Here is a 26041-nt window from a genome sequence, read left to right as displayed (position 1 = left end):
CTGACGGCGCCCAAGGTGCGCCTCGCCGGGCTGTGCGTCCAACGCATCGTCGTGATAGGTTCTATGCGTGTCACGCATACCGCCTCCCCCTGCGCCTCCCGCGATCGGACCGCGGCCTCGGCTCGAGATCCGCGATCTGGAGCTCGTCCTCTCGCTGGCGGCCGCCGGGAGCACGGCCGGCGCCGCCTCGACGATGCACATCACGCAGTCCGCCGTGAGCCGGGCGCTCGCCCAGGCGGAGGAGCGGGTCGGCGCGCTCCTCTTCGAGCGCACCGCGCGCGGGGTCACGCCGACCGCCGCGGGCGAGCGGCTCATCGCGGGGGCCGGGCTCGTCCTCGCGCAGCTCCGGGAGCTCGAGCGAGAGGTCGCGGCGCCGGTCGCCGCGACGACGCGCGTCCGCCTCGTGTGCGAGTGCTACACCGCGTACCGCTGGCTGCCCTCCGCGATGACGAGCCTCCGGCGCAGGCTGCCCCGCCTCGAGATCGTGCTCGCGGTCGAGCACACCCACGATCCGGTCGCCGCGCTCGTCCGGGGGGACATCGACGTCGCGCTGCTCACCACGTCGTCCCTGCCGAGCGATCGCGAGGCGGGCTGCGCGCTCGTGGAGCGGCCGCTCTTCTCGGACGAGGTCATCTTCGTGATCTCGAGCTCGCACCCGCTCGCCGGGCGGGCCTCGCTCACGCGCGACCACCTCCGCGAGGGCCCGCTGATCACGCCGAACGCCGCGCCGGCCGAGGCGCGCTGGTTCATGAGCGCCGTCTTCGGGCGGCAGCGGCCCAAGATCGAGCTCCTGCGGTTTCCGCTCACGGAGGCCGTGGTCGACGCGGCGCGCGCCGGGATGGGGATCGCGACCCTCTCGGAATGGGTGGCGGAAGCCTACCTCGGCAGCGGCGACCTTCTGGTCAAGCGGCTCTCGACCGGCCCGCTCCGCCGGCCCTGGCGGATCGCGTTCCGGCGCGCGTCGGCCGACGCCGCGGAGCGCCTGATCGCCGCCCTCGAGAGCTCGGCGCCGCGGCTTTACACGCGCGCCGGGTGACCCGGGTGACCCGGGTGACGCTCAGTCGAGGCCGGTGGCCTCCGGCGCGCCCAGCATCAGGTTCAGGTTCTGCACCGCCGCGCCGGAGGCGCCTTTGCCGAGGTTGTCGAGGCGCGCCACGACCAGGATCTGGTCCGGCTTGCCGAACACGAACACGTCGAGTCGGTTCGTGTCGTTGCACTCCACCGCGCCGAGGTAGCCGTCCTCCAGCGCGCCCTGGCCGCCGAGCGGCATCACCCGGATGAACGGCTCGCCGGCGTAATAGGACGTGAAGAGCTCGTGGACCGCGGCGGGCGTCGCCGGCCGGGCCAGGGCGTCCGCGAACAGGGGCACCGAGACGAGCATGCCCTTGTAGAAGTCGCCCACGACCGGCTGGAACAGCGGCGCCCTGTCGAGGCCCGCGATGGCGCGCATCTCCGGCAGGTGCTTGTGCTGCAGCGTGAGCCCGTACGGGCGCGGGCCGCGGAGCTGCTCGCGGCGCGCCCCGTCGGCCTGCTCGTAGGCCTGGATCATCTTGCGCCCGCCGCCGCTGTAGCCGGTGAGCGAGTGCGCGATCACGCGGGCGTCCCTGGGCAGGAGCCCCTGCTCGACGAGCGGCACCACGAGCGCGAGGAACCCGGTCGCGTGGCACCCGGGCACGGCGACGCGCCGCGCGCCGCGGACGGCCTCGCGCTGGCCGGGGCGGAGCTCCGGGAAGCCGTACACCCACCCGTCGGCCGTGCGGTGCGCGGTGCTCGGATCGATGACGCGCGTCCTCGGGTTCTCGATCCATCCGATGGATTCGCGGGCGGCGTCGTCGGGCAGGCACGTGATGAGCACATCCGCCTCGTTGACCAGCGCGCGGCGCGCCGCGGCGTCCTTGCGGCGCTCGGGGTCGATCTCGAGCAGCTGGAGGTCGCGGCGGCCCTGCAGCCGCTCGCGGATCTGGAGCCCCGTCGTCCCTTCCTGCCCGTCGATGAACACCCGATGCATGGTGGCCGTTTCCATACGCCGAGCGCGCCCTCGGGACCAGCGCTTCGCGCTGGCTCACCGGCGGCGCTGCGGCGCCCAGGCGCATCCGCCGTCGTCGCACGGCGCTTCGAGGTGCTCCCCTCGCACCCTGGCCCTGACCATCTGGATCAACCCCAGCGCCCAGCACATCGGGCATCCGCCCACCGCCACCAGCGCGACCGGCAACAGCGCCATCGCCAGCCAGAGGGAAGCGCGCGCGACGAGCACCGAGGCCACGAGGGCCGCGAGGCAGATCGCCCCGCGCGCGAAGTGCTCCACAAGGCTCCTGCTCATGAACATGGCTTGTCTCTCCTCTCCTCCCCTCCTCCCCGCACCCCTGAGGCGGAAGGCGCGCCCTCCTGCCGGAGGACCTCCCGCCGCACCAATTGCCGCGCCCGGTGCAGGCGGCTCTTCATGGCCGCCTCGCCGAGCCCGAGCATCTGGCACACCTCCTCGCCCGTCAGACCCTCGACGTCGCGCAGCACGAGCACCTCCCGATAGGGCCGCTCCAGCGCGGCGATCGCCTCATGCACGGCGCGGACCAGCCGCCAGCGCTCGAATGCTGCCTGCGGGTCGAGATCGCCCGACGGCACCGCATCGATGTCGTCCACCCGATCCCCCAGCCGTGAGCGCTCCCGCGCGAAGGGGCGAAGCATGCGCAGGCACGCGTTCCGGACCACCGTCATCAGCCAGGAGAGGACGCCCGGATCGCGCGCCACCTCGGGGCGGCGCGCGAGCTTCGCGAAGGCCTCCTGGACCGCGTCGTCGGCGTCGAACGCGTCGCGGCACGCGCGCAGCCCGAAGCGGTACACGCGGTCGTGGTAGGCGCGGACGAGCTGCTCCAGCGCGCCGTCGTCGCCGCGCGCGGCCGCCGTGAAGAGCGGCTCGTGGGAACTCGATGCTTCCATTCAGCGCCTCAGCTCCGCTGGAGGGGGCATGTGGAACTGCCCATCAGAGCGTACCCGAAGCACGTGCCCGAGAGCGCGGTGAACATCATGTACACGCCCGACAGACCGAACACGGCGAGCCGCGTCACGAGCGTCAGCGGCGCCGCCCAGGCGCACGCCAGCAGCGCGAGCGCAGCCAGACCACGCAGCAACCGATCCATGTTCCCCACATTGCGTTTCATGAGCTCCTCCATCCTTCGTCCGGAGAAGCCCCGATGCGGGATGGAGGATTCACGAAATCGTTGCGCCGGTGGCGCAGAAAGCGACCGAGCGACGCCCGCGCGACGCATCCACGCCTGCGCGATGCGTCCACACCTGCGCGATGCGTCCACGCCTGCGCGACGCGTCCACGCCTGGGCGACGCATCCAGGCGGGGTATCAGGCGCTCGGGGCGCACGTGATCTCGCCCTTCCCGTTCGGGGTGGTGGCGACGCGGCCCGGGCCGTTCTTCGCGGGGATCGACACGTTCGAGATCGCCGTCGTCGGGAAGGCGGGCCACGGCGGGCTGCCGCACATGTCGGTCGATCCGATCTACACAGCGGCGCAGGTCGTGACCGCGCTCCAGTCGATCGTCGCGCGCGAGACGAAGCCGGGCGAGCCGCTCGTCGTGAGCATCTCGGCCATCTCCGGCGGGAACGCGCCCAACGTCGTCGTGGAGCGCGTGGCGCTCCAGGGCACGGTGCGCTGGTTCTCGCAGCCGAGCCGGGAGCACGCGCTCGAGCGTATCCACGGGATCGCCTCGGGCGTGTGCTCGGCGCTGCGCGCCTCGTGCGAGTTCCGGGTGCTGTCGAGCTCCCCGGTCACGGCCAACGCCGCGGCGCCCGTGGATCTGGTGACGGCCGCCGCGCGGGCGACGGAGCGCGCCGAGGTCATGGATCCCGGCCCGCTCACGGTCAGCGAGGATTTCTCCGAGTTCACGAGCCGCGTCCCGGGCTGCCTCTTCACGGTGGGCGCGGGCGGGCCGAGCGCGGCGCCGCACCACCACCACGCGTTCGATCTCGACGAGCGCGCCATCGGGCTCATCGCGGAGGTCTTCACCCGCGCCACGCTCGCCGCGCTCAAGCCGGAGTGACGCGGCTGGCGGCCGCACGAGCTCCGCGCGTCAGCAATCCTGGCGGGACTGTTCCGCGGGGGCGAACCGTCGCGATCCGCTCTACGAGATCGTGCGCGACAACGTGGAGACGCTGTACGGGGCCATCGACGACGGCGCCATCGCCGTCCGGATACCCAAGCACGCGAAGAAGGAGCTCGAAGCCTACCTCGACTGCGGGCTGCTCTGCCGCGGGTTCGCGCGGCTCCGGTGCGAGCGCTGCGAAGAGAGTCGGCTGGTGGCCTTCAGCTGTAAAGGACGCGGCTTCTGCCCATCGTGTCTGGGCCGACGCATGTGTGCCACGGCGGGGGCTTATCACGAAGACGGCACCGAGCTCGTGTGGAACGAGCTCGGTCACCTGCGAACGGGCGAGGTCGGTCAGGTCCTAGAGCACGCCGTCGGGCGGATGCTCCGTTACCTCCGGCGGCACGGGCATCTCGAGATCGAGCACGACGTCGAGGAGGACGACGAGCCCGAGGCCGTGCTCTGTGCCTCCGCCGTCTCGGGACGAGAGCCGCCCGCCGGCCCTCAATGGCTCGGCGGACTCTCGTCGTATTGTCCGAGCGCGCTCGCGTACGACAAGCCGCTGTGCGCTGCGCTCGATGGCTTCACCTTGCACGCAGCGACGCGCGCCGGTGCGCACCATGCCGCGGCGAGGGAGGCGCTGCCGCGTTACGTGCTGCGACCCCCGATCGCAAAGGAGCGCGTTGAGCCGCAGCAGGACGGCCTGGTGCGGCTCTCGCTCAAGCGCGCCTTCGCCGACGGGACTGTCGCGGTGGACATGGATCCGCTCTCGCTCTTGTGCCGCCTCGCGGCCAGCGTCCCGCCGCCGCGCTTTCACACCGTCAAGTACGCTGGCGTGCTCGCCTCGGCAAGTCGCCCACGTTGGCGCGCAAGCGCATCGGACCGCGCCCTGCGAAGCCAGAAGAGCCTACGAAGGCGGACGATGACGCCGCTCCGAAACGCAAGCGTGGCGGCTATCGAGCGGTCGACAAACCGCGCCGAGCTCTTGCGCCGCACATGTGCGATCGATGTCCTCGAGTGCCCAGCTTGCAAGGGGCGGATGAAGCTCGTCGCCCTGGTGACCGAGCCAAGGAACATCGCCCGCTTTCTCTCCGCGCTCGGCGAGCCGACCGATGTTCCAGCACGCTCTCCCAACCGAGGGCCGCCGTACTGGAAGAGCACCGTTCTGCGCCGCAAGGCGCCCGGTGACGCCGCATAGCGTCTCGCGACGCGCCTCCCGGGCCAGACCAACGCCCGGACGGACACGTGTGCCCACGGCACGCCGATGCGCCCCGTAGCGCGCTCGGCGCCGCCCGGACCACGCACTTTCGACCCGGGACCGAGCCATCACGACGCTCGCGGTCCCACCCTTTCGGTTTGCTGCGCTACACTTCTCCGCGCTGCGATCCGGCTTCTTTTACCTACGCGCTGGCACTGCAGCCGCAGGCACCCGGTTTGACGTTGCGCTGATGGCAGACAAGCTCACATCAACCTTGGCGACGCAGGGGACCCAAGTCTCCTCGAAGGTGAGCCGACTTGTCTCCTGGGCCGCTACCGAGAACATCCCACCTAATCGTAGGGGGGACTCAGGAATCGCTGCAGCTGCACATCTTGCCAGAACGTCAAATCGGGCCTGTGCTTTGCGACACCACGGACTCGAGAGTCTTGCGAGATGACAAAGCCGAGAGCCTCGCGGTGCGCATTGCATTACCGGAACATTGACCGATGCCTCGTTCCGAAGGAGACTCGCCGCATGGGACTGCTGACCTTCACCATCAACGTCACCCTGGACGGTTGCGTCGACCACCAGGAGGGGATCGTCGACGACGAGACGCGCGCCTTCTTCACCCGCCTCATGGACGAGAGCGGCGCGATGCTGTGGGGCCGCGTCACCTACGAGATGATGGAGAGCTACTGGCCGGCGGTCGCCCGCGGCGACGAGGAGGCGCCTCCGGCGATACGCGAGTGGGCGGTCAAGCTGGAGACCAAGCCGAAGTACGTGGCGTCGTCCACGCGCAAGGACTTCCCGTGGACCAACAGCCACCACATCGCCGGCGATCTGCGCATGGGCGTGCAGAAGCTTAAGGACGCGACCCCGGCCGGCGTGCTCCTCGGCAGCGGCAAGCTCGCGACCGAGCTCGATCGGCTGGATCTCATCGACGAGTACAGTCTCCTCGTCCACCCCAAGCTCGCCGGCCACGGCCCGACCCTGTACCAGAGCGGGCTGCCCGCCGCGCGGCGGCTCGAGCTGGTCTCGGCCAAGCCGCTCCGCTGCGGCGCGGTGGCGATGCACTACCGGCGCGCGCGCTGACTCAGAGGAGCCCCATCGCGCCCAGCTCGCTGCGCCCCTGGCTCAGCGCTCGTCACGACGCGGTACCACGAACGGATACCACCAATCGCCACATCCTACGGCGCCAGCATCGCATGCATCGTTCAATCGCAGATCCGCTGTTCTCATCCAAGCGGCCCAACCAGCGGATGCTGCCGGTCGCATTCACGCGGCGGCAGATCCGCACGTCGTCCGACGCTCCGATCCAGCGCTCAGCCCGGACGGTTTCGCATGAAGTCCGCCACCTCGGCGAAGCGCTGGTCGAGGAAGGCGCGGAGCGGCGCGGGCACGTCGAGCTCGGCCATGGCCGCCCGCATGCAGCGCATCCAGGCGTCGCGCATCGCCACATCGACCGGGACGCGCGCGTGGCGCATCCGCAGCCGCGGGTGGCCGTGCGCCGCGATGTAGTCCTGCGGCCCGCCCAGCCAGCCGATCAGGAAGAGCGCGAATCGGTCGCGGCTCTCACGGGCGACCTGACCGCCCTCGTCGCAGACGTGGAGGCGCGCGAGCGCCGGCTCGTCGCGGCCCATGAGGTCGTAGAAGCGCTCGACGAGCCGGCGCACCGCCGGCTCGCCGCCCAGCAGCTCGAAAGGGGTCTCGGACGGCTCGGCCATGGGTGATGCCCTCTACCGGATCTGCGCCGGCGCTGCACGCCGCTGGCTCAGGCCGCCGCGGAGCTGCCGCAGGCCGCGCCGAACCACGTGGCGAGCGCGCGGCGCAGCCGGCGATGGGCGGAGGCCTCGGGCTCACCTGCCGCGGCCGCCCAGGCCACATAGCCGTCGGGGCGAATCAGCAGCGCCTCCGCGGGGCGCGGCAGCGCAGCGCAGCGCGCGCTCACGACGTCCACGCGATCGCCCCAGGGCGCCGCCACGCCGCCGAGCGCGGCGCCGCCGCTCAGGTCGAGCAGCACGCCCCTGGCCCCGCGCATGAGCTGCGCGACCCGCGTCTCCCCCGCCTGCGTGGTCAGCGGGACATCCGGCGCCCATCGCCCGAGCAGCGGATGCTGCTCGCCGGGCTCGGCCGGCATCTCGTAACGGACGTCGGCCGCGTCCAGCATCTCGACGACATACCGCAGGCTCTGCTCGTGCTTGAGCAGCTCGCCGACCAGCTCGCGCAGCGCGGCGACGCGCTCGTCCCGCATCATCAGCGCGCCCTGCGCCCGGGTGTGCATGAGCACGCGCTTGCCCTCGGGGTGCCGCTCCGCGTGGTAGGTGTCGAGGAGCCCCGGCGGCGCCCAGCCGCGGACCTCCGCGGCCAGCTTCCAGCCGAGGTTGGCCGCGTCCTGCAATCCGGTGGTGAGGCCTGGCCCGCCGGCGGGGAGATGGATGTGCGCCGCGTCGCCCACGAGCAGCACGCGGCCCGCGCGGTACGTCTCCGCCTGGCGGCTGGCGTCGGTGAACCGAGACAACCACCGCACCTCGCGGACGGGCAGATCCTCGCCGAGCGCCGCGCGAACGCTGGCCTGCAGCTCGTCGAGCGTCATCGGGGCGTCGCGGTCGAAGTCCGGCGGATACGGCTCCGACGTGACCACGCGAAACACGCCCGCTCCCAGGGGAACCAGGGCGATCCCGCCGAGCCCGAACCGAAGGCGGCGGCCGCCGGAGAGGACGAGGTGCCCGTCCTCCGTCGCGCCCTCGGCCAGGGTGACGTCGGCGAGGCGCAGGAGCCGGGAGGGCGGGAGTCCGGGAAAGCCGATCCCGGACAGCTTGCGCACGGCGCTGCGGCCGCCGTCACACCCCACAACGAAGCGCGCCCGAAGCGGGTAGTCGCCGTCCGGGCCTCGGACGGCGACCGTCGCGCCCTCCCCGTCCTGTTCCAGCCCGATGAGCTCGTGACCTCGACGGATCTCCGTCGTCAGCTCGCGCGCCCGCTCTTCCAGCAGCGCCTCGATGCGCGCCTGATGGATGCTCAGGAAGCGCCTCGACACGCGCGCGTGGTCGCCGCCGAGGGCCAGCGGTATCCCGCCGAAGTGCACGAAGCGCGTCATTTCCGCGGCGCTCTGCTCCGCGCGGAAGCGCTCGAGAAGGCCCCTGTGGTCGAGGATCTCCACGGCGCGCCCGCCGAGGCCGAGCGCCTTGGAGAGCCCCGTGGGCTCGGGCAGCCGCTCCAGCACGACGGGGCGCACGCCGGCCAGCCGCAGCTCGCAGGCCAGCATCAACCCGGTCGGACCGCCGCCCACGATGACGACATCGACGTTCATACGCGTTCTCCTTGTCGAGCTCCTTGTCGAGCAACGATCGATTGACAGCGATGGTTCAGCGACGACCTGTGGGCGGCGACGGACGAACGAGGCTCACGTCACGTGGTCTCTCCGGTGCCCGCGCGGCCGCCCCATCCAGGCGTGGTCACGCCGTCCAGCACGAGGTTCACGGTCTGCTCGCCGAGGCGCGCGGCGAGCTCGAGATCGCACGAGAGGCGCGCCCGGAGGTCCGAGAAGCGCGGCCCGAAGATGCCGATCCCGGCCAGCGCGCCCACGACGGTGCAATACAGCAGCTCGAACTCGCAGTCGCGCCGGAACACCCCGCCGGCTTGACCTCGCTCGTAGAGATCGCGCAGCTGCGACGGCAGCATCGCGAGCGTCGCGGGCGGCGCGGCCTGCCAGCCGCTCATCGCCTCGTGCATCGCGAGCGGCATGCACATCGGGCGCGAGAGGAGCAGCCGGAAGAACATCGTGAACGCGCGCCGGAGCCCCTCGCGCGGCTCGAGCGCCGCCGACGCCTCGAGCGCCGGCCGCCACCCCTCCATGAGGCCGGACCACTGGTCCTCGAGGACCGCGCGGTAGAGGCCGTCCTTGCTCCCGAAGTGATGGTAAATCATGCGCTCGTTGACCCCGGCGCGCCCCACGATGGCGTGCACGCGGGCCCCGTCAGGCCCATGCCGCGCGAACTCCTCGGCGGCGGCGTCGAGGAGCGCCCGCCGCGTCTCCTTTTTCTCGTCTCCCGGCATCAGGTAAATTTTTATTTACTCATGAACGAGCGGCGGTCAAGGGCGCGCATTGGCCGCGTCCCGTCGCGCGGTGGGACAGGGCGCCCGGCGCGGGCTCTCCCATCTCGGGCATCGGCGGTCCGCCCCGCGCTGGATCCATGCCTCCCGGGCGGCCGGGTCGTCTTCCGCTGTGGCCCGATGTAGGCGCAACCGGCCCCCTTCAGAGCGGCGCGCCTGACGCGGAGCTCGGCGCCGCGGCGAAGGCGCGAGCGGGCCGCGAGCGGAGCCGGACGTTGCCGACCCTGATCGCAAGCGAAAACCAGCGATTCCTTGTGCCTTTTGCGGTAGGCTCGGCCCCAGGTCAGGTCTGGCCCGCTGGCCAGTGTGCTTGTTGGCATGAACCAGAAAACGATGTTCCTCTCTGCGTTGGTGCTCGCGGCGGGCGCGCTCACGGTGAGCGTGACCGGCTGCGAGTTCATCGTCGCCGTCGATCGCAGCCAGATCTCCGACACGGGCGGTGCCGGCGGGGCCGGCGGGGCTGGTGGCTCTGGCGGCGGCACGACGACGAGCAGCAGCGCCAGCTCGTCGTCAGACACGGGCGGCACCGGTGGCTCCGGCGGCTCCGGCGGCTCCGGTGGCTCCGGCGGCTCGGACGGCTCCGGCGGCTCGGACGGCTCCGGCGGCTCCGGCGGCTCCGGCGGCTCAATGACGTGCGCCGGCGGCGCGACCCCGTGCGACACGATCGGCGACTGCCCGGCCCCGGCCACGGAGTGCGTGAAGGCCACGTGCGAAGCAGGGTGCTGCGGCACGACCGACGTGCCCGACGGCACCCCCACGACGGCGGACCACGAGGCGGGTGACTGCAAGCGGCAGGTCTGCGACGGCAAGGGCGGCACGACGTCGATCCGCGACGACACCGACAAGCCGGCCGACGACGAATGCAACGTCGGCACGTGCCCGGGCGGCTCTCCGGGCAGCGCACCGAAGGCCGCTGGCACGAGGTGCACCACCGGCGGCAAGGTCTGCGACGGCGGCGGCGCCTGCGTCGACTGCCTCGCGGACACGGACTGCACCGCGCCCCAGGTCTGCGATCCGACGGGCACGCGCACGTGCGTGAACGTGTCTTGCACCGACGGCGCGCTGAACGGCGGCGAGACCGACGTCGACTGCGGCGGCGTCGACGCCGGCTCCGGCTGCGCGCCCTGCGCCGACGACCTGGAGTGCGCGCTCGATTCCGACTGCGCGAGCGGCTACTGCAACACGGCCGGCATGTGCGCGACGCCCAGCTGCATCGACACCGACCAGAACGGCAACGAGACCGACGTCGACTGCGGCGGCGCCTCCTTTCAGGGCGCTCCGGCCTGCGACAAGTGCGGTGTCGGGAGGAAGTGCGACGTCGCGGGCGACTGCACCACCGGCTTTTGCAGCGACGGCACCTGCGCGGCCAAGCCGGACGGCGCGTCCTGCGTGATCAACGCCGAGTGCGCCAGCGCGCGCTGCGTTGACGGCGTCTGTTGCGACACGGCGTGCACCGGCGCCTGCCAGGCGTGCTCCGCGGCCAAGAAGCTCGGCGGCTCCGACGGCGTCTGCGGCACCATCGCGGCCGGAATCGATCCGGACGACGAGTGCCCGGACACGGGCGCGGCGTCGTGCGGGACCAACGGGTCCTGCGACGGCGCGGGCGCCTGCCAGCGCTATGCAGCGGGTACGGAGGTGCCGTCCGGGCAGACGCTGGGCGATTGCCAGCAGCGCGTGTGCAACGGCGCCGGCGGCACCACGACGGACGATGACGTCACCGATCTCCCGGTGCCAGCGACCGTCTGCTTGACGGACCCCGCGTGCACGGGCGCGCCGGCCATGCCGAGCTTCACGATGGCGCCGGCGGGCACCGACTGCACCGCCGACGGCCTGCCTGGCAAGACGGTGTGCGGCAGCGGGCTCGCGGCCGGCACGTGCGTCGAGTGCAACGACGACTCGAGCTGCACCTCGCCCGCCGCGTGCAACACGACGACGCACGCCTGCGAGTGATCGCGACAGCGTGGAGAGCGCCCGGGGCAACCTGGGCGCCTTCTTCGTTCTGCCGGCGTGCTCGGGTTGCAGCAGATCTCGAGTCGAGGCGAGAACGCTCGCAAAGACGGGTCGACCGTCGCGGGCCGACTCCGTACTATGCGCGCAGCGAGCGCCCACCACGCCTTCGATTTTCTGAGCGTGATGTGCGGACAGGGGTGTCGTCGCGGCTTCCGCGCGGTGATCTTCGGTCGCCCGCGTCAGCTCAGGACGAGATAGGAGTCGCCGAACTCGTGACAGAGATACCCTGCCTCCTCCGCATAGGCGTTCGCGCGGTGGAGCAGCGAGGCAGGCGCGAACGCCTCGAGGAGCCGGAAGTGGCTCTCTGTCGGATCGTGCACGCCGGTCAGGAGCCCGTCGACAACCCTCGGCCGGAAGCCGTGGTGAAGGACCAGGTCGGTGACCCCCGCGCCGGCCTGGAGCTCACCCCCGTGCTGGGCGGCGCAGCCCTCGAGCGCGCGCGTCACCGTCGTGCCGACCGCGATGACGCGGCGCCCGCGCGCCTTGGCCTCGCGCACCGCCGCCACCGTCTCTTCCGGGATGTCGAAGCGCTCCGGCAAGGGCAGCAGGGCGTCGAGGGCCGGCTCGCCCGTCGACGAGATCCCGGCGGCGTGCGTGAGCGAGGCGACGCGCACGCCGCGGCGGATCAGCTCGAGCAGCAGCCCCCAGACGAGCGGCCGGCCGGCCGAGGGGAGCTCGGCGCAGAGAGGCCGGCTCGCATAGCGCGTCTGCGTGTGCCAGATCGCGAGCGGGCCCGCGACGTACGCATACTGGATCGGGCGCCCCCGCCGGTAGAGCGCCGACCAGAGCGGCGCGCCCCGCTCGCGAAAGGCGATCTCGACGAGGCGCGGCGAGGCCGGAGACACGCGCTCGACCGTGGCCGACAGGTCCTCTCCGAACGTCACCGCGTCCCCCGGGCCGAGGGCGGGCGGCGCCGGGCGCTCCTCGGTGCGCGTGAGCCAGTCGCCGGCGCCGAACAGCAACGCCGAGTAGCGCCCCTCGGACAGCTCGCCGATGAGGCGCACCTCGACCGCCGCGCCGCGCTCGGTCGCGCCGTGGAGCGACGCCGGCAGCGTGGCGCCGTCGTTGACGACCAGGAGATCGCCCGGCTCGAGGAGCGCGGGCAGATCCGCGATGCGCGCGTCGCGCAGGCGCCCCGCTCGCGGGTCCACGTGGAGGAGCCGCTCCTCGAGCGGGCTCTCGCGAGGCCACACGGCGGGGCTCATGGCGCCTCCTGCAGGCGCGCGGCCTCGAGGCGCGCGCCGCTCGCCACCTCGCCGGCGCGGCCGACGAGCGCGACGATGCGCCTCGCCACGTCCGCTGGATCGGCCAGCGTGCTCGGGTCGGCATCGGGGATGGCCTCCGCGTGCATCCGCGTGTTCATCTCGCCCGGGTCCACCGCGTAGAACGCGACGCCCGTCCCCTCGAGCTCGGCAGCCCAGGTGCGGCTCAGGTGATCGAGCGCCGCCTTCGAGGCGCCGTAAGCGCCCCACCGCGGATAGGCGTTCACCGCCGCGTCCGAGCTGATGTGGACGACGACCCCGCGCCGCCGCAGCGCCATCGCGCCGGCGACCACCTTCGTCAGGCGGAACGGGCCGACCACGTTGACCTCGAGCACGCGCCCGAGATCCTCGCACTCCATGTCGAGCAGGATCGGCAGCGGCGTCTTGCCGAGCGTGCTCGCGTTGTGGATGAGCAGGTCGATCGGCCCGACCAGCGCCGCCGCCGCGCCTGCGATCGCGTGCGTCTGGAGCTTGTCCCCGATGTCCGCCGCGAGCGCGTGCGCCTCCCCGCCCTGCGCGGCGATCTCGGCCGCGACGGCCTCGAGCGGCGCGCGCTCGCGCGCCACGAGGACCACCCTCGCGCCTTGCCGGGCGAGCTCCCTCGCGAGCGCGGCGCCGAGCCCGCGGCTCGCCCCGGTGACCAGCGCCGCCCGCGGCGCGAACCGCTCGCCCCGCGCGGCGCGGGGGAGCGCCGGGTGGGAGCTCCCTTCGGCCTGGATCAGCGCCTCGCTTCCGGTCGATTCGTCGTTCATGGTGCCTTCCTCCTCGACACCAGCCTACTCCGCGCGGGTTCTCCCGTTGGAGCGGGCTCCAATATCCTGGAAGAGTGCTACTCTCCGGGCATGGACCAGGACGCGGAGCTCGCGGGGCGGCTGGCGAAGAACATCAAGCAGCTGCGCGAGGCGCGCGGGCTGACGCAGCAGCAGCTGGCCAAGCTCGCCGGCGTGCCGCGGGCGACCTGGGCGCACCTCGAGTCCGGCGCGGCGAACCCGACGCTCGGCGTGCTGCACCGGGCCGCCGCCGCGCTCCAGGTCTCCATCGAGGAGATGCTCTCCGCGCCCCGCGCCACGTGCCAGCTCTACGCGCGCGACACGCTCCCCACGCGCTCTCCCGGGCAGGCGTTCGTCCGCAAGCTCCTGCCGGACCCGATCCCGGGCATGGAGATGGATCGCATCGCGATCCCCCCGGGCGGGCGGATGACAGGCGTCCCGCACACCCCGGGCACCCGCGAGTACCTGACGTGCGAGTCGGGGGAGCTCCAGCTCGTGGTCAGCGGAGAGCGGTTCACGCTCGGCTCCGGCGACGTCGCCGTGTTCCGCGGCGATCAGCGCCACTCGTACAACAACCCCGGCAAGCAGCCGGCGGTCGGCTACTCGGTCGTGGTCCTCGCGCGCGTGCTCTGAAGGGGCAGCGGCGCGCATCACACGGCGCCGCGACGCCTACCGCTCGCCGGGCATCATCCACTTGGGCTCGGCGCCCGGGCGCCACGCGGCGAGCAGATCCAGGAGGGCCGGCGCCTCCTCGGCGACCTGCAGCACGGCGCGGTGGGCCGGCTTCATGAACTGCTCGGCCACGACGTGATCCAGGAAGGCGATCAGCGGGCGGTAATACCCCGCCACGTCGAGCAGCCCGACCGGCTTGTCCTGGGAGCCGAGCTGCGTCCATGTCCACACCTCGAACAGCTCCTCCAGCGTCCCGACGCCCCCCGGCAGGGCGATGAACGCGTCCGCGAGGGCGGCCATCTCTGCCTTGCGCTGGTGCATCGTCTCGACCACGCGCAGCTCCGTCAGCCCGCGGTGCTCGACCTCCCGCTGGTTGAGGAACCCCGGGATGACGCCGATCACCTCACCGCCGCGCGCGAGCACCGCGTCGGCGATCACGCCCATGAGCCCGACGCGGCCCCCCCCGTACACGAGCCCGATCCCTCTCGCCGCGAGGAGCTCACCGAGCCGCACGGCCGCCTCGCGGTAGGCCGGCGACGCGCCGGGGCTCGACCCGCAGTAAACGCAGATCCTGGAGAGCGTTCTCATGGGCCCGAGCCTACGCCGGCAGGCGAGCTCGTCCAAGCGGGAGCGGTGGGCCGGCGCGCCGTGGAGGGTAGCCTTCCCCCCGGCGGCGCGCCCTGGCACCCCCCGCGCCGCGGCCTGGCACCCCCGCATGGCGGCGGCGCCGTGGCCGGCGGATCACTCCTTGTCGAGCTTGCCGACGAGGCTCAGCGTGAAGAAGGCGCCCATGTACTTGAAATGCGGGCGCACCTGCATGTCGACCTTGTACCAGCCGGCGTTCCCCGGCACCTCGGTCACGATGATCTTCGCCTTGCGGAGCGGCCTGCGCCCGCGGGTCGCCGCGGAGACCACGTCCTGATCGGCGACGTACTGGCCGATCCAGTCGTTGAGCTCCTTCTCGAGATCGCCGCGCTCCTTCCACGTACCGATCTGCTCGCGCTGCAGCACCTTCAGGTAGTGCGCGATGCGGCACATGATGAACATGTACGGCAGCTGCGTGCCGAGCCGGTAGTTCATCTCGGCCGCCCTGCCCTCGTCGCTCTGCCCGAAGAACTTCGCCTTCTGGGCGGAGTTGGCCGAGAAGAAGCAGGCGTTGTCCGAGTCCTTGCGGAACGTGAGCCCGATGAAGCCCTCCTCGGAGAGCTCGAACTCGCGCCGCTCGGTGAGCATGATCTCGGTCGGCACCTTCGTCTGGATCTCGCCCATCGCCTCGTACTGGTGGAGCGGCAGGTTCTCCACGGAGCCGCCCGCCTGGGGGCCGATGATGTTCGGACACCAGCGGTACTTGGCGAAGCTGTCGGCGAGCCGGGTGGCGAAGGCGTACGTCGCGTTGCCCCAGCAGTACGCGTCGTGCTTGCCGACCACGTCCTCCTCGTAGTTGAACGCCTTCACCGGGACGGTGTTGGCGCCGAAGGGCAGGCGGAGCAGGAAGCGCGGCATCACGAGCCCGACGTAGCGCGCGTCCTCGGTCTCGCGGAACGCGTTCCACTTCGTGTACTGCGGCCCCTCGAAGAGCGCCTTGAGGTCCTTCAGGTTGGGCAGCCCCTGGAAGTCCTTCAGCCCGAAGAACTGCGGCCCGGCCGCCGCGATGAACGGCGCGTGCGACATCGTCGCGACCGCGGCGCACTTCTGGAGGAGCGCGATGTCCTGGGGGCCCGGGCCGAACTCGTAGTTCGCGATGATCGCGCCGACCGGCTTGCCGCCGAACTGCCCGAACTCGGCCGAGTAGACGATCTTGTAGAGCCCGCTCTTCGGCACCTCGGGGGCGTCCTCGAAATCGGCGAGGAGGTCCTCCTTGGAGCAGTTGAGCATCTCGACCTTGACGTTCTCGCGGAAGTCACACCGGTCGATGACGAACTTGAGGCCGCGCCACGCGGACTCGAGCTTCTGGAAGCTCGGGTTGTGGAGGATCTCGTCGATCTGCCGCGACAGCTTGACGTCGATCTCCGCGATCAGCGCGTCGACGAAGGCCTTGTCGACCTTCTCGCCCTCGCGCCGCGGGGCGACGAGCTCCGAGATGAAGGCCTGCACGCCCCGCTTGGCGATCTCGTACCCCTCGTCGCCGGGCGTCATCTTCGTCTCGGCGAGGATCTCGTCGAGCAGCGACCCCCCCTCGAGGGTCTGGACGCCCGCGCTCCCCGCGGCCTGTGTCTCCGTCGCCATCGCTCACTCCCCTTCCTTCTCGAGCCCGAGCTCGCTCACGATCTTGTTGCGCTGAGCCGGGTCGCTCAGGATCTGCTGAATCTTGTTGCGGAACGCCTTCTCGTTTCCGAGCGGGCCCTTGAGGGCCGTCAGCGCGGCGCGCAGGTCGAGCAGCTTCTTGAGCTCCGGCACCTGGTTCGCGATCGCCTCCGGCTCCATGTCGCTCAGCCGGCGGAACTTGAGGTTGACCGTGAGCTCGCTGTTCTCCTGCTCGGACAGGACGTCCTTCACGTTGAAGGTGAGCGCGAGCTTCTGCTCGCTCATGACCTTCTGGAAGTTGTCCTTGTCCACGTTGATGGGCTTGCGGTCCTCGAGGGGCCGCGGATCCGGCCGCTGCGTGTAGTCGCCGAGCATCAGGAGCTTCAGCGGCAGCTCGACGTCCTCCTTCGCGTTCCCGGTGGCCGGCTTGTACGTGATGTTCACGCGCTCTTTCGGCGCGACCGATCCCTCTTTCGATCCGCTCATCGCAGGCTCCTTTCCCCGTCAGCAGCGGGCGGAGCGCCCGCAGGCCGAACGAGCATAGAACAAAACCCCCGCCCCTCGGGCAAGCTTCTCGGCGCGACGCGCATCCGCCCTCCTTGCCCTCCTCGCCAACCCGGGTCCCTCGGCATCCGGCTCACTCCCCCAGCGACATCTTCAAGGCGAGCGCCGCGTCGAGCTGGCAGACGCGCTCGAAGCAGAGCGTCTCCTTCGCCTTGGCCTCGGGGGTCGCCTCGTAGCCCTGGTTCAGGACCCGGTAGCACGTGTGGAGCGCGGCGTAGAGCTCCGCGCAGAGATCCGGCTGCCAGGTGGTGAGTCGGTGGTGGTCGACGAGGTGCTCCAGCGCCTCGAGCTGCGCCCGCGCCACGAGGAACTGGGACAGGTCGATGTTGATCTGGGCCATCGCGAGCCTCACGCGGAAGCGGTCCAGCGCCGTCGGAGCCGCGGCGGCGGCCTTCTCGAGGAGCGCCATCGCGTCGATGGGCTGCTGGTTCGCGACGAGCCCTCGGGCCTCGGAGAGCGGCTTGTCGAGGTAGCTCCGGGGCCTCGCCGGGGCTGCGGCGCCGCTCGCACCCGCGCCGCCGAGCGCGGCCGCGACCTCGGACGAGAGCCATGCCTGCGTCTCGTCGTCGGCGAACGGCGTGCCGTCGCTGAACTTGAGGGTCGGCAGGAGCGGCGCGCGGAGCAGCAGGGCGCCCACCTCGACGAGCACCGCCCGCTTGGCGTCGGCGTAGTCGTCGCCGAGCTGCTCGAGCGCGCTCGCGACGTACCTGTGCGGATCGAGCCAGAGGGGGTAGCTCTGCGCGTACTCGTCGGCGACCTGCAGCAGATCGGCGAACGCCCCCTGGGTCGTGAGCGCCGGGAGCGTCTGCAGCACGTGCTCGGGCGGCGGCGGGATCGCCGTGCTGCCCGTCGGAGACGACGCGCCCGGATCGTCGAGGAGGTCGACCCAGAGCCCGACCCGGAGGATGCGGTACGCGGACGCCCGCTTCGGATCCGCCGCCCGCAGCGCGTCGCCCGCGCGCGCCATCAGGGGCGAGCACTTGCCGAGGGCGGCGAGCGCGGAGTCTTCATCGACGATCGCCTCGAGGCTGAGCGCCGGATCGCCCGCGGCGGTCACGGGCGCGGGCGCGGGCGGCGGCGCGGCGGCCGCTACCGTGGCCGCCGGCGGCGCCTCGGCCTTCGGCGGCTCGACCCGCGGAGGAGGAGGCGGCGGCGGCGGCGGCGGCGGAGGTGGCGGCGGCGCCTCCGCGGGCAGGCTCGCGACGAGGCTGCGCATCGCGTTCCGGAGCGGGCCGAGCCCTCCGTACGCGTCGCCGAGCTTGTCGGCGAGGTCGACGTCCAGCGCGCGGCTCACCTGGTCGATGGCGTTCACCACGTCGCGATCCGCGGCGGAGACGGTGATGCCGGCGAGCGTCCCTGCCGCGAGGTCTCCGAACCAGGAGCACAGGTTGCCGCGCGCCTTGGGCCGCTTGATCGCGGGATACATGGTGTCCCAGAACGCGTTGTTCAGCTCTTGCACGAGCACGAGCCCGTCGAGCAGGCCGGGCAGCTTGTCGACCTGCGACTTCGCCGCCGCGTAGTAGAGCGCGACGCGGAAGTCCTTGGACTTCTCGCTCAGGAGCTCGTCGGCGACGCTCGCGATGCGCCCCCAGTCGACCTTGCCGCCCGCGAGCGACTGCAGCTTGTCGACCTCGTTCTTGAGGCCCTCGAACGCCTCGTCGTAGGTGACGTCGGCGCCGACGCCGCCGTTGATGGGCGCGTACAGCGCCTCGATCCGCTCTTTGGCTTGTTGGATGGCGTCTTCAGCGGCCATGGGTCGCGCAGGATATCAAGGCGTCCTGGTTGTGGACGCCGAATCAGACGACGACTGCACGACGGCTGCGCGACGGCTGCACGGCGACTTCCGCGGTGAGCCGGGCGGCGCACCGGAGCGGCCGCGCGCGGGGTGGAGCGGGTGCCTTCGGCTCGGGGCGCCTTCGGCTCAGCCGAGGGCTTCCAGGAAGCTGTCGAGCGACAGGTCGGTCCGGGCGATGAGCGCGTCGAGCTCTGGTCCGAGCGCATGTCGGGAAACGTGCTCCTCGACGCGTGGGGGTCCGCAGAGGTCGGCGATGTGCTCGGCCTGGGTGGTCGGCGCGATCATCTCGCGGAACGAGCCCACGTGGGGGGTACCGAGGTGGAGGAGCAGGGTGCGCTGTGGTGTCCAGAACGCGTTCATCAGCGTGCGTCCCCATTTCGACAGGCGGCGGGTCATGTCCATCCACACGGCGGCGGCGTACGCGTCTCCTGCGCCGAGCGGCAGCCTGAGGGCGAGCCCTGTCCTCGGGAGCTCCTGACCGCGAAATGGGATCACCGAGTCGAGGATGTTCTGCAGCACCCAGAAGCGGCTCGCGTCGGTGCCGAAGCCGGTGTCCCAGAGCGCCTTCATCGGCTGGGACTTCAGCCATGCGCGGTAGGCGGCGTGCGCCGCGTCGGGGTCGTCGAGCGACGGCGGCGCGATCTGGGAGACGCGGTGGAGGAAGGCGTCGACGGGCAGTGTCCTGCCGTTCGTCGCGGCGTCGTGGGCGGCGGCGAGGAGGGGGAACAGGGTGATGGGGAGCGACGGCCCGGCGGAGACGAGTTGATCGTAATCGTAGGACCCGAACACCACCATCGGGTAGAGCCGCCCGGCGTTATCGCCGCTGGCGGCCCAGGCGCCCACGAGCCCGCGGGTGGGCGGCTCGTCGCCTTTCGGTTCGCCGTGGAAGACGAAGAGGCCCAGGGCCGTCTGGTAGTGCGCATCGAAATGGGCGCCCATGGCGCGCCGGGCGAAATCGATGGACGCGCCCAGCCAGCGGTCGAAGGCCGCGAGCTCCTCGCCACCGGCGTTCAGCCGGATGAAATCGCCCGTGGCGGGCAGCTTGCCGAAGCAGCCGATCTGCGGCGGAGCGGCAGGGCCCTTCTTGCGGCGCCAGAACATGACTGCTGGGAGTGAACCACGAACCGCTCACCGAGCGCTACCACCTTCCCGGTTGCGGCGGGAGCGTGCGGGGAGGGGGCCGCGCGACCCCCGTCCAAGATCGCCCCTCACCCTCTCTCCCCCCTTTTCACAAAGAGCCAGCGGGGGAGGGGGTGTCGTGCGGGGGGCCGGCGGGGGAGGGCCCCGCGAACCCGAGCGCCGGCCCGCCCCGAAGCGGCTCGCGCCCGGTCTCGGCTCCCCCGTTCTCACGGCAACAGCCCCCCAAAAGGCGCGAGTTCGCGGGAGGGCCCCCCGCCGGCCCCCCGCACGACACCCCCTCCCCCGCTGGCTCCGTTGCTGCTGCCTACCTCACCCTTTGCCGAAGCGATCGCCGATGCTGGCAGGGCAGTTGGTCGCCCGGAAGAAGCTCGTCGGGAACGGGTGGTTCCCCCGGGTCGGCCTGATCTCCATGGTCACGGTCACCGGCGGCGCCGTCATCTGCCAGGTCACCGTGAACAGCTCGTCGTTGTCCCTCTGGGCGGTGGTCGTCCCGGCCTCGAAGAGCCGGAAGATCCCCCACGGCCCTTCGCGCACGAGCTCCTCGTCGAGCCCCCCCGCGCCGCGCACCTGGATCCTCGCCCCCTTCGCGCCTTCGCCCGGCCAGTTGAAGGTGTGCCAGAACTCTTTCTCGTTGCGATAGAGCCTCTTCTGGCCGTCGACCTCGAAGACCACCTCGCTCACGATCGGGCTGACCGTCTTCATGTTGATGTGGAAGACGACCTTCGGCTCCGCCCCCCCGCTGCTCCCGAAGAGCGCGTCGGAGATCTCGTTCGAGCGCCTCAGGCAGTTGTACAGGTTCGCGCTGAACGGCGTGAACGGCTTCGCCGCCTGCGGCTGCCCCGAGAGGTGCGCCTTCGGGAAGAACTCGTGCCCGACCTGGTAGTGGAAGCCCTTGAGGTACGTCTCGTAGAAGCCCCAGAGCACCCCGTCCTTCGGCTTGAAGAAGGCCATCGCGTCCTCGAGCGACGCGTCGCGTGACGACGCGAGGTTGAACGGGTAGCGGTCCTTGATCTTGTCGCGGTAGTGCGGCCAGACCTCGACCTCCCAGATCCCGCTCGCCGCGCCGCCTGCGCGCCGCACGACGGCCTTGTACGCCTGCCGGAGGGGGTTCATGAGGAGCGGCTCCATCAGCCGCTGCCCGGTCTGGTCCATCGAGAGCAGCAGCCCCTGCGTCTCCTTCACCGCGTCCTGGAACGCCTCCGTGGCCTTCGAGGTGTCCGCGTCCGGCGGCCCGTCCTCGACGACGCTCATCTCCCCTGCCAGCCGCTCGAGGTGGCCCACGTACTGCCCGAGCTTCGGCGGGGGCGGCGGGGGCTGCCCTTCGCCCGCCGGCGGCTGGGGCACCCCGAAGCTGGCCATCGACTCGAACTTGTCAGGCACCGGATCGTAGTGCTGGCGCTGGTTCCCCGTGAGCATCGAGTCGATCCGCACGCCCGTCCGCTGGTCGACCTTCTGCGCGATCATGTCCTTGGCCCTGTCGAGCAGGCCGCCGTCCGCCGTCAGCAGGCTCGGCTTCTCGTCCTTCCCGAACTGCGTCTCGTCCGAGAGCCGCTGGAGCAGCCGCCGGTAGGGCCAGTCGGGCGTGGAGAGCACCCTGAACTCGTGGATCGCGTCCCGGTTCGTCTTCGGGACGTCGACCTGGATGTCGCGGAAGAACGCCTCCCACTGCGCGATGTACGCGTTGTCGTAGTCCTGCCGGACGCGGTCGAGCTCCTTCTGGATCTGGTCGCCCTGCCGCTTCTCGTCGCTCGACAGGGGGAGCACCCAGAGCTCGCGCTCGAGCTTCTTCCTCCCCTCCTTCAACGACTCGAGCACCTGCGCGTGCCCCTTGGCCGTGTAGGGCCCCTGCACCTCGAACCACGTCCCACCCCGGTTCTTCTGCGCGCTGTGGACGACGGTCAGCACCTCGGGCCGATCCGCGAACATCTCGTTGAGCGACACCGGCGGGTACTTCAGGTTCTCCGGCGTGTTCGGCCCCGACTCGTCGTACTTCTGATCGATCAGGCTCGTTACAAACTGATCATAGTAGCGCTTCGTCGGGTCGACCCGCAGCAGGTCGGCGCGCGCCCGGGCGATGAGCGGCTCGTTCAGCTCCTCGGCCTCGAGCTTCTTCCGCCGCACGAGGTCGATGTAGTACGCGACGTGCGGCGTGAGCCGCTCCTTCAGCTCGCTCTCGGGCAGATCGGTGAACGGCTTCAGGGTGTCGGCCCAGACCTGGACGAGCCGCCCGGTCTGCCACCGCGCCGCCTGCTCATCCATGTGGCCCTGGTACTCCTTGCCGAGCAGGAGGTAGCTCCGCAGGGCGTTGTAGCCGTCCAGGAACTCCCCCTCGCGCACCTTCTCGAGCTTCGCCTCGAGCTGCGCCTTCGCGGGGCTGACGAAGCCCTGCTTCAAGCTCGTGATGTACTGGCCCATCGTCGGCGGGAACAGCTTGTCCCCCTGGAACATGAACCAGCCGTACTCGATCGGCGTGTTCTCGACGTAACCGTCGAGCCGCCCCACGTGCTCCTGCAGCCGATCGAGCTTGTCGATGTTCGCGCGCACGTTCGGCGGCGCGCCGCTCCGCCCCGACCAGTCCACGAACGCGATCTCGTCCGAGATGCGCCGGGTCTCGGCGACGAGCGCCTTGTTGTTGAAGTACGAGATCACCGCCGGCAGGAGGAACAGGAGCGCCACGAGCGCCGCGGCCGCCGCGACCAGGATCCGCTGCATCCGCCGCCGCCGGAGCTCCGCCTCGGAGCGCGCGGCGAGGTCCTGATCCGGGAAGACGACGTTGGTGAAGACGTCGTGCAGGAAGAAGCTCTTCGACTCCTTCGGAACCGCGGCGTCCTCCTCGCCCTCGCCGAGCCCCGCGCGGAGCCCGAACGCGCGCCCCATCGCCCCGACCACGCGGTCGAGCGGCCGCCCCTCCTGGACGCCGCTCGTGAAGTAGAACCCGCGCAGGATCGGCGTGGGCGCCGCGCCCGCCTTCGGCGCGAACGCCGCCGCGATGAAGTCCGACAGGTTGCGCTTCACCGCCGCGAACTCGAGCGGGAACTGGTAGCTCTTCTCCTTCACCTCGCGGTTGCGCTCGCCGATGAGCCGCTTCGTCAGGCGCGCGTGGAGCTTCTCGACGAGCACGTCGAACTCGCGATCGAAGATCTTCCCGGGCTCGTCCTTGTTCTCGTCGAGCCGCACGGTGGCGCCCCACGCCTGGGCGCGCTCGCTCTTCTTCAGGTCGCCGAAGTACTCGGTGAAGCCCGCCACCAGGTCGCTCTTCGTGAAGAGCACGTAGACCGGCAGGACCATGTGCAGCGTCTGCTGCATCTCGTCGATGCGCGCGCGGATCTTCTTGCCGGTCTGATCGATCTGCTCGTCGCTCGCGTCGAGCAGCTCGCTCAGGCTCACCGCGACGATGACGCCGTTCAGCGGCTTGTGCTCGCGGTGCTGCAGCAGGGTCTCGAGGAACGCCATCCACTCGTCGTGGTCGTCGCTCTCGGTCGTGTACCGGCCGGCGGTGTCGAGGAGGATCGCCTCGTTCGTGAACCACCACTCGCAGTTCCTGGTGCCGCCGACGCCGCGCACGCCGGTGCGCTCGGGGTCGATGTACGGGAACACGAGCCCGGAGTGCCGGAGGGCGGTGGTCTTGCCTGCCCCGGGCGGGCCGACCATCACGTACCAGGGGAGGACGTAGAGCGCGTCGGCGCCCCGCTTGCCTCCGCCGAGCTTCGAGGCCTTGAGCGCGGCGATGCCCTCCTGCATCTGCCGGTTGAGCTCCTGGATCTCCGCGCGCCGCTCCGGCTTCGCGTTGATCACCTGCTCCTGCGCCTGCTGCGCGATCGCCTTCTCGAGCGCCCGCGCGGCGCGCGCCGCGCGGATGCGCCTATAGACCGCCAGCCCGACGAGCAGGGCGAGGACGACCGCCGTCGCCACGAGCGGGATCTCGATCGGGAACGCCTCGGCCCCCTCCCCTGCCGCCGGGCGCAGCATGAACCACACTCCCCACACGGCGGTGAGGAACAGGGCGCTCAGGATCCACAGCCACATCGCAAGTCTCCCTCGGGAACAGCAGAGGACGGCGGAGTCGCCTAGGTCCCCGTGCTGATCAGCTTCTTGATCTGGTCGGCCACGCCCTCCGCGTCCGAGGCCACGACGAGCCGGAGCACGATGACCACGAGGACGGCCAGCACGAGCAGCCCGAGCGCGATGGCCAGGTAGGGCAGCTCGCGGCGCACCGCGTTCGCACCGCCGTCCTTGCGCTCCGCGTTCGGCGCGAGGGCCTCACCGCCGCCCTCGGCGACAGCGACGTGGTTGCCCACGCCCTCGATGACGGCGCCGAGGCCCTCCTGCTGGCGCAAACGATATTTCCCCTGGAAGCCGAGGGCCAAACAGAGGAAGTAGATTTGCGCGACGTGGTTCCTCCCGCGCTGGCCGTAGAGGTTGTCGAGGTTCGTGAAGAACCCGTCGCCGGCCGTGTTCAGCTGGAAGAACTGGAACTGCAGCGGGTTCTGGAGCCACTGCGTCCTCCCCGGCCAGTTCGAGTTGAAGATCACCTCGTCGGCGAAGGCCGCGAGCGCGAACTTCGCGTCGATCATGTCCTGCTCGGGGATGCGCGCCTCCCGGCCGTTCTGCATCATCGTGTCGAACAGGCCGAGGACGCGCCGCTGGAGGATGTCGGGCGCCGGGAGGTCGCGCGAGTTCCTGAGCTGCAGGATCAGCGAGAGCACGTCGGAGCACACAAAGTACATCGTCTGCGAGAGGCTCATGGGCTCCTCACCCGGAAGGGGCGGCCTGACACGTTCACTTTCCTGCCGGGACGGCGATCAGCCGGAGATCGACCTTTTGCGGTTCGATCGGCTGGTAGATAGCGATCGTGCCAGAGCCGAGGATATCGTTCCAGTAATCGCCGTTCTGGTTGACGCGGAGGTAGACGAGCCCTGGCTTGACCGGGATGGCGCCCGGCGGCCGGTACTCGATGGCGACGTTCACGCCGGGCGTCGCGGAGTGCAGGATGTGGCCGATCTGCGTCCACGAGCCGATCTTGAGCAGGCGCGGGAGCCGCTCGCGCAGCGTGCCCTCGTCCGTGCCCTTCGCCTCGAGGAACATCTCGTGGCTGCGGGGCAGCTTCGGGTCCTCGAACCTGCCGAGGTACATGCCGTCCTCGCGCTTCTCGAGCGGCACGATCACGAACTGCTCCGTGACAACCTCGTTGATGAGCCTCCACGCCCGGTCGAACATCGGGTCGAGGACGCCATCGAGCTCGAGGTAGTTGAACTTGGGGATCGTCGTCGGATCGCTGTCGGTGGCCGCAAAGGTGCAGAGCTCTCCGATGAGCGAGCCGAGGACGACATAACACTGCTCCGGGTGCGCGCCGCCGTGGTCGACGAGGTGCGACACGATCGGGATGTACGAGTTCAGGGTGTGGAGCAGCCAGAACTTGGTGAGGTCGGAGGCCTGGAAGTCGACCGACGCCGCGTTGCGCATGCGCCGCCCCTCGACGAGCGACTTCTGCTTGCCGACGAGCGCCGAGAGCACGCGGCGGAGGCCGGACATGATGTGGTCCGACGTGTTGATGCGAAGGACCGACGGGATGAAGTTCTTCCGCAGGGCGATCGCGCCGGAGCTGTCGCGGACGAGCTGCGCGATGCGCACGGTCTGGTACGCGTCGCGCGGCTCGGTGCCGAAGAGGAGCCGCAGGTTGGTGCGGGCCCAGGTGACCGACTGCTCGTTGCGGCCGGAGTTCACGTCCGGGACCGTCGTCTGGGCGGCCACGAACCGCTGGGCGGGGCCCGCCTTCGCCGGGTCCAGGCTGATGTTCGCGGCGGTCTCGCGCAGGTTCGGGATGCCGAGGAAGACGTCGAGCGTCTTCAACGCGGCCGGGAAGGCGCCCTCGAGCGGCCGCGCCTCGACCTGGTCCTCGCCGCGATCGCCGATGAAGAACGGCGTGCCGTCGGGGAAGACGCCGTGGCATTTGACGACCTTGAACTGCCCGGCAGAGAGCGCGCGCTCGTCGAACTGGGCGGACGTGATGCCCCAGTCGTAGCCCACGACGGCATGGAGGCGCGCATGGAGCAGCGTCTCGTGGTAGGCGTCCGTTTGCTGCAGGTGCTGAGGGGTCATGAAGAGCCCCTCGGTCCAGACCGGCTTGCGCGGGTGAATCATGTCGCCCGTCCAGTCTTACCAGATGTGCCGTGCGCGGCGTCGCGA

General features: G+C 71.0%; 23 protein-coding genes and 1 pseudogene. 7 read left to right on the top strand and 17 right to left on the bottom strand.

Features of this window, described 5'->3' with window-relative positions; genetic code table 11:
- Positions 1–67 precede the first annotated feature (67 nt).
- Positions 68–1036, top strand: a complete 969-nt coding sequence (locus ACSRUE_RS23520) for a LysR family transcriptional regulator (protein WP_441292955.1) — start codon at positions 68–70, stop codon at positions 1034–1036.
- A 21-nt stretch (positions 1037–1057) separates the two neighbouring features.
- On the opposite strand, the gene argC is transcribed toward ACSRUE_RS23520, so the two are convergent.
- Genes argC through ACSRUE_RS23500 form a run of 4 tightly spaced genes read right to left on the bottom strand, consistent with a single transcriptional unit; the run spans position 1058 to position 3155 of the window.
- Positions 1058–2008 (bottom strand): N-acetyl-gamma-glutamyl-phosphate reductase, encoded by a 951-nt coding sequence (argC, locus tag ACSRUE_RS23515; protein WP_441292954.1) that lies wholly within the window; start codon positions 2006–2008, stop codon positions 1058–1060.
- A gap of 54 nt (positions 2009–2062) precedes the next feature.
- Positions 2063–2320: a hypothetical protein gene (locus ACSRUE_RS23510; protein ID WP_441292953.1), complete on the bottom strand. Its 258-nt coding sequence runs from the start codon at positions 2318–2320 to the stop codon at positions 2063–2065.
- Complete coding sequence (locus ACSRUE_RS23505) at positions 2317–2934, bottom strand: RNA polymerase sigma factor (protein WP_441292952.1); 618 nt, start codon at positions 2932–2934, stop codon at positions 2317–2319. Before ACSRUE_RS23505 ends, ACSRUE_RS23510 begins: the two co-directional genes overlap by 4 nt.
- Positions 2935–2942: 8 nt before the next feature.
- Positions 2943–3155 carry a YgaP-like transmembrane domain gene (locus ACSRUE_RS23500; protein WP_441292951.1) on the bottom strand — a complete coding sequence of 71 codons (213 nt, stop codon included), beginning with the start codon at positions 3153–3155 and terminating at the stop codon, positions 2943–2945.
- A 140-nt stretch (positions 3156–3295) separates the two neighbouring features.
- Here ACSRUE_RS23500 and ACSRUE_RS23495 point away from each other — a divergent pair, with 140 nt between their 5' ends.
- The 4 genes and pseudogenes from ACSRUE_RS23495 (at position 3296) to ACSRUE_RS23480 (ending at position 6377) form a co-directional block, all read left to right on the top strand.
- Positions 3296–4045, top strand: coding sequence for a M20 metallopeptidase family protein (locus ACSRUE_RS23495; protein WP_441292950.1), 750 nt, complete (start codon positions 3296–3298; stop codon positions 4043–4045).
- Positions 4046–4223: 178 nt separating this feature from the next.
- Positions 4224–4370, top strand: a pseudogene (locus ACSRUE_RS23490) (transposase zinc-binding domain-containing protein); the annotation flags it as partial.
- Positions 4356–5285, top strand: a complete 930-nt coding sequence (locus ACSRUE_RS23485) for a transposase (protein ID WP_441293121.1) — start codon at positions 4356–4358, stop codon at positions 5283–5285. The pseudogene ACSRUE_RS23490 and the gene ACSRUE_RS23485, both read left to right, overlap by 15 nt.
- A 534-nt stretch (positions 5286–5819) precedes the next feature.
- Positions 5820–6377 carry a dihydrofolate reductase family protein gene (locus ACSRUE_RS23480; protein WP_441292949.1) on the top strand — a complete coding sequence of 186 codons (558 nt, stop codon included), beginning with the start codon at positions 5820–5822 and terminating at the stop codon, positions 6375–6377.
- A gap of 230 nt (positions 6378–6607) precedes the next feature.
- On the opposite strand, the gene ACSRUE_RS23475 is transcribed toward ACSRUE_RS23480, so the two are convergent.
- The 3 genes from ACSRUE_RS23475 to ACSRUE_RS23465 all read right to left on the bottom strand — a co-directional run bounded on the left by ACSRUE_RS23475 (position 6608) and on the right by ACSRUE_RS23465 (position 9341).
- Positions 6608–7009: a group II truncated hemoglobin gene (locus tag ACSRUE_RS23475; protein WP_441292948.1), complete on the bottom strand. Its 402-nt coding sequence runs from the start codon at positions 7007–7009 to the stop codon at positions 6608–6610.
- Positions 7010–7056: 47 nt separating this feature from the next.
- Positions 7057–8595, bottom strand: a complete 1539-nt coding sequence (locus tag ACSRUE_RS23470; protein ID WP_441292947.1) for an FAD-dependent monooxygenase — start codon at positions 8593–8595, stop codon at positions 7057–7059.
- A gap of 98 nt (positions 8596–8693) precedes the next feature.
- The gene (locus ACSRUE_RS23465) at positions 8694–9341 is read right to left on the bottom strand and encodes a TetR/AcrR family transcriptional regulator (protein ID WP_441292946.1); all 648 of its coding nucleotides are present in this window, start codon (positions 9339–9341) and stop codon (positions 8694–8696) included.
- A 375-nt stretch (positions 9342–9716) separates the two neighbouring features.
- Between ACSRUE_RS23465 and ACSRUE_RS23460 the strand changes: the two genes are divergently transcribed.
- A complete protein-coding gene (locus ACSRUE_RS23460; RefSeq protein ID WP_441292945.1) occupies positions 9717–11348 on the top strand; it encodes a hypothetical protein in 1632 nt (543 codons plus the stop codon).
- Positions 11349–11587: 239 nt separating this feature from the next.
- Here the strand turns inward: ACSRUE_RS23460 and ACSRUE_RS23455 are convergent, their stop codons facing one another.
- Together ACSRUE_RS23455 and ACSRUE_RS23450 are read right to left on the bottom strand one after the other, a co-directional pair.
- Entirely contained in the window at positions 11588–12613 is a 1026-nt protein-coding gene (locus tag ACSRUE_RS23455) for an S-adenosylmethionine:tRNA ribosyltransferase-isomerase (RefSeq protein WP_441292944.1), read from the bottom strand.
- Entirely contained in the window at positions 12610–13422 is an 813-nt protein-coding gene (locus ACSRUE_RS23450) for an SDR family NAD(P)-dependent oxidoreductase (protein WP_441292943.1), read from the bottom strand. Before ACSRUE_RS23450 ends, ACSRUE_RS23455 begins: the two co-directional genes overlap by 4 nt.
- Before the next feature lie 90 nt (positions 13423–13512).
- Between ACSRUE_RS23450 and ACSRUE_RS23445 the strand changes: the two genes are divergently transcribed.
- Complete coding sequence (locus tag ACSRUE_RS23445) at positions 13513–14073, top strand: helix-turn-helix domain-containing protein (protein ID WP_437541399.1); 561 nt, start codon at positions 13513–13515, stop codon at positions 14071–14073.
- A gap of 36 nt (positions 14074–14109) precedes the next feature.
- Here the strand turns inward: ACSRUE_RS23445 and ACSRUE_RS23440 are convergent, their stop codons facing one another.
- The 8 genes from ACSRUE_RS23440 to tssK form a co-directional block, all read right to left on the bottom strand.
- Positions 14110–14700 carry a TIGR00730 family Rossman fold protein gene (locus ACSRUE_RS23440; protein WP_441292942.1) on the bottom strand — a complete coding sequence of 197 codons (591 nt, stop codon included), beginning with the start codon at positions 14698–14700 and terminating at the stop codon, positions 14110–14112.
- Positions 14701–14853: 153 nt separating this feature from the next.
- A complete protein-coding gene (tssC, locus tag ACSRUE_RS23435; RefSeq protein WP_441292941.1) occupies positions 14854–16338 on the bottom strand; it encodes a type VI secretion system contractile sheath large subunit in 1485 nt (494 codons plus the stop codon).
- A gap of 3 nt (positions 16339–16341) precedes the next feature.
- Complete coding sequence (gene tssB, locus ACSRUE_RS23430) at positions 16342–16842, bottom strand: type VI secretion system contractile sheath small subunit (protein ID WP_441292940.1); 501 nt, start codon at positions 16840–16842, stop codon at positions 16342–16344.
- 151 nt (positions 16843–16993) lie between these two features.
- Complete coding sequence (gene tssA, locus ACSRUE_RS23425; RefSeq protein WP_441292939.1) at positions 16994–18673, bottom strand: type VI secretion system protein TssA; 1680 nt, start codon at positions 18671–18673, stop codon at positions 16994–16996.
- Positions 18674–18841: 168 nt separating this feature from the next.
- Positions 18842–19816, bottom strand: a complete 975-nt coding sequence (tagF, locus tag ACSRUE_RS23420) for a type VI secretion system-associated protein TagF (protein WP_437766417.1) — start codon at positions 19814–19816, stop codon at positions 18842–18844.
- A 348-nt stretch (positions 19817–20164) separates the two neighbouring features.
- Complete coding sequence (gene tssM / locus ACSRUE_RS23415) at positions 20165–23881, bottom strand: type VI secretion system membrane subunit TssM (RefSeq protein ID WP_441292938.1); 3717 nt, start codon at positions 23879–23881, stop codon at positions 20165–20167.
- A 41-nt stretch (positions 23882–23922) separates the two neighbouring features.
- Positions 23923–24600 (bottom strand): DotU family type IV/VI secretion system protein, encoded by a 678-nt coding sequence (locus ACSRUE_RS23410; protein ID WP_437274698.1) that lies wholly within the window; start codon positions 24598–24600, stop codon positions 23923–23925.
- 34 nt (positions 24601–24634) lie between these two features.
- Positions 24635–25996 (bottom strand): type VI secretion system baseplate subunit TssK, encoded by a 1362-nt coding sequence (tssK, locus tag ACSRUE_RS23405; protein ID WP_441292937.1) that lies wholly within the window; start codon positions 25994–25996, stop codon positions 24635–24637.
- Positions 25997–26041: the final 45 nt, after the last annotated feature.

The sequence above is a fragment of the Sorangium sp. KYC3313 genome (assembly GCF_052075895.1).
Lineage (GTDB): Bacteria > Myxococcota_A > Polyangia > Polyangiales > Polyangiaceae > Sorangium > Sorangium cellulosum_B.
This window is presented reverse-complemented; position numbering and strand designations above follow the sequence as displayed.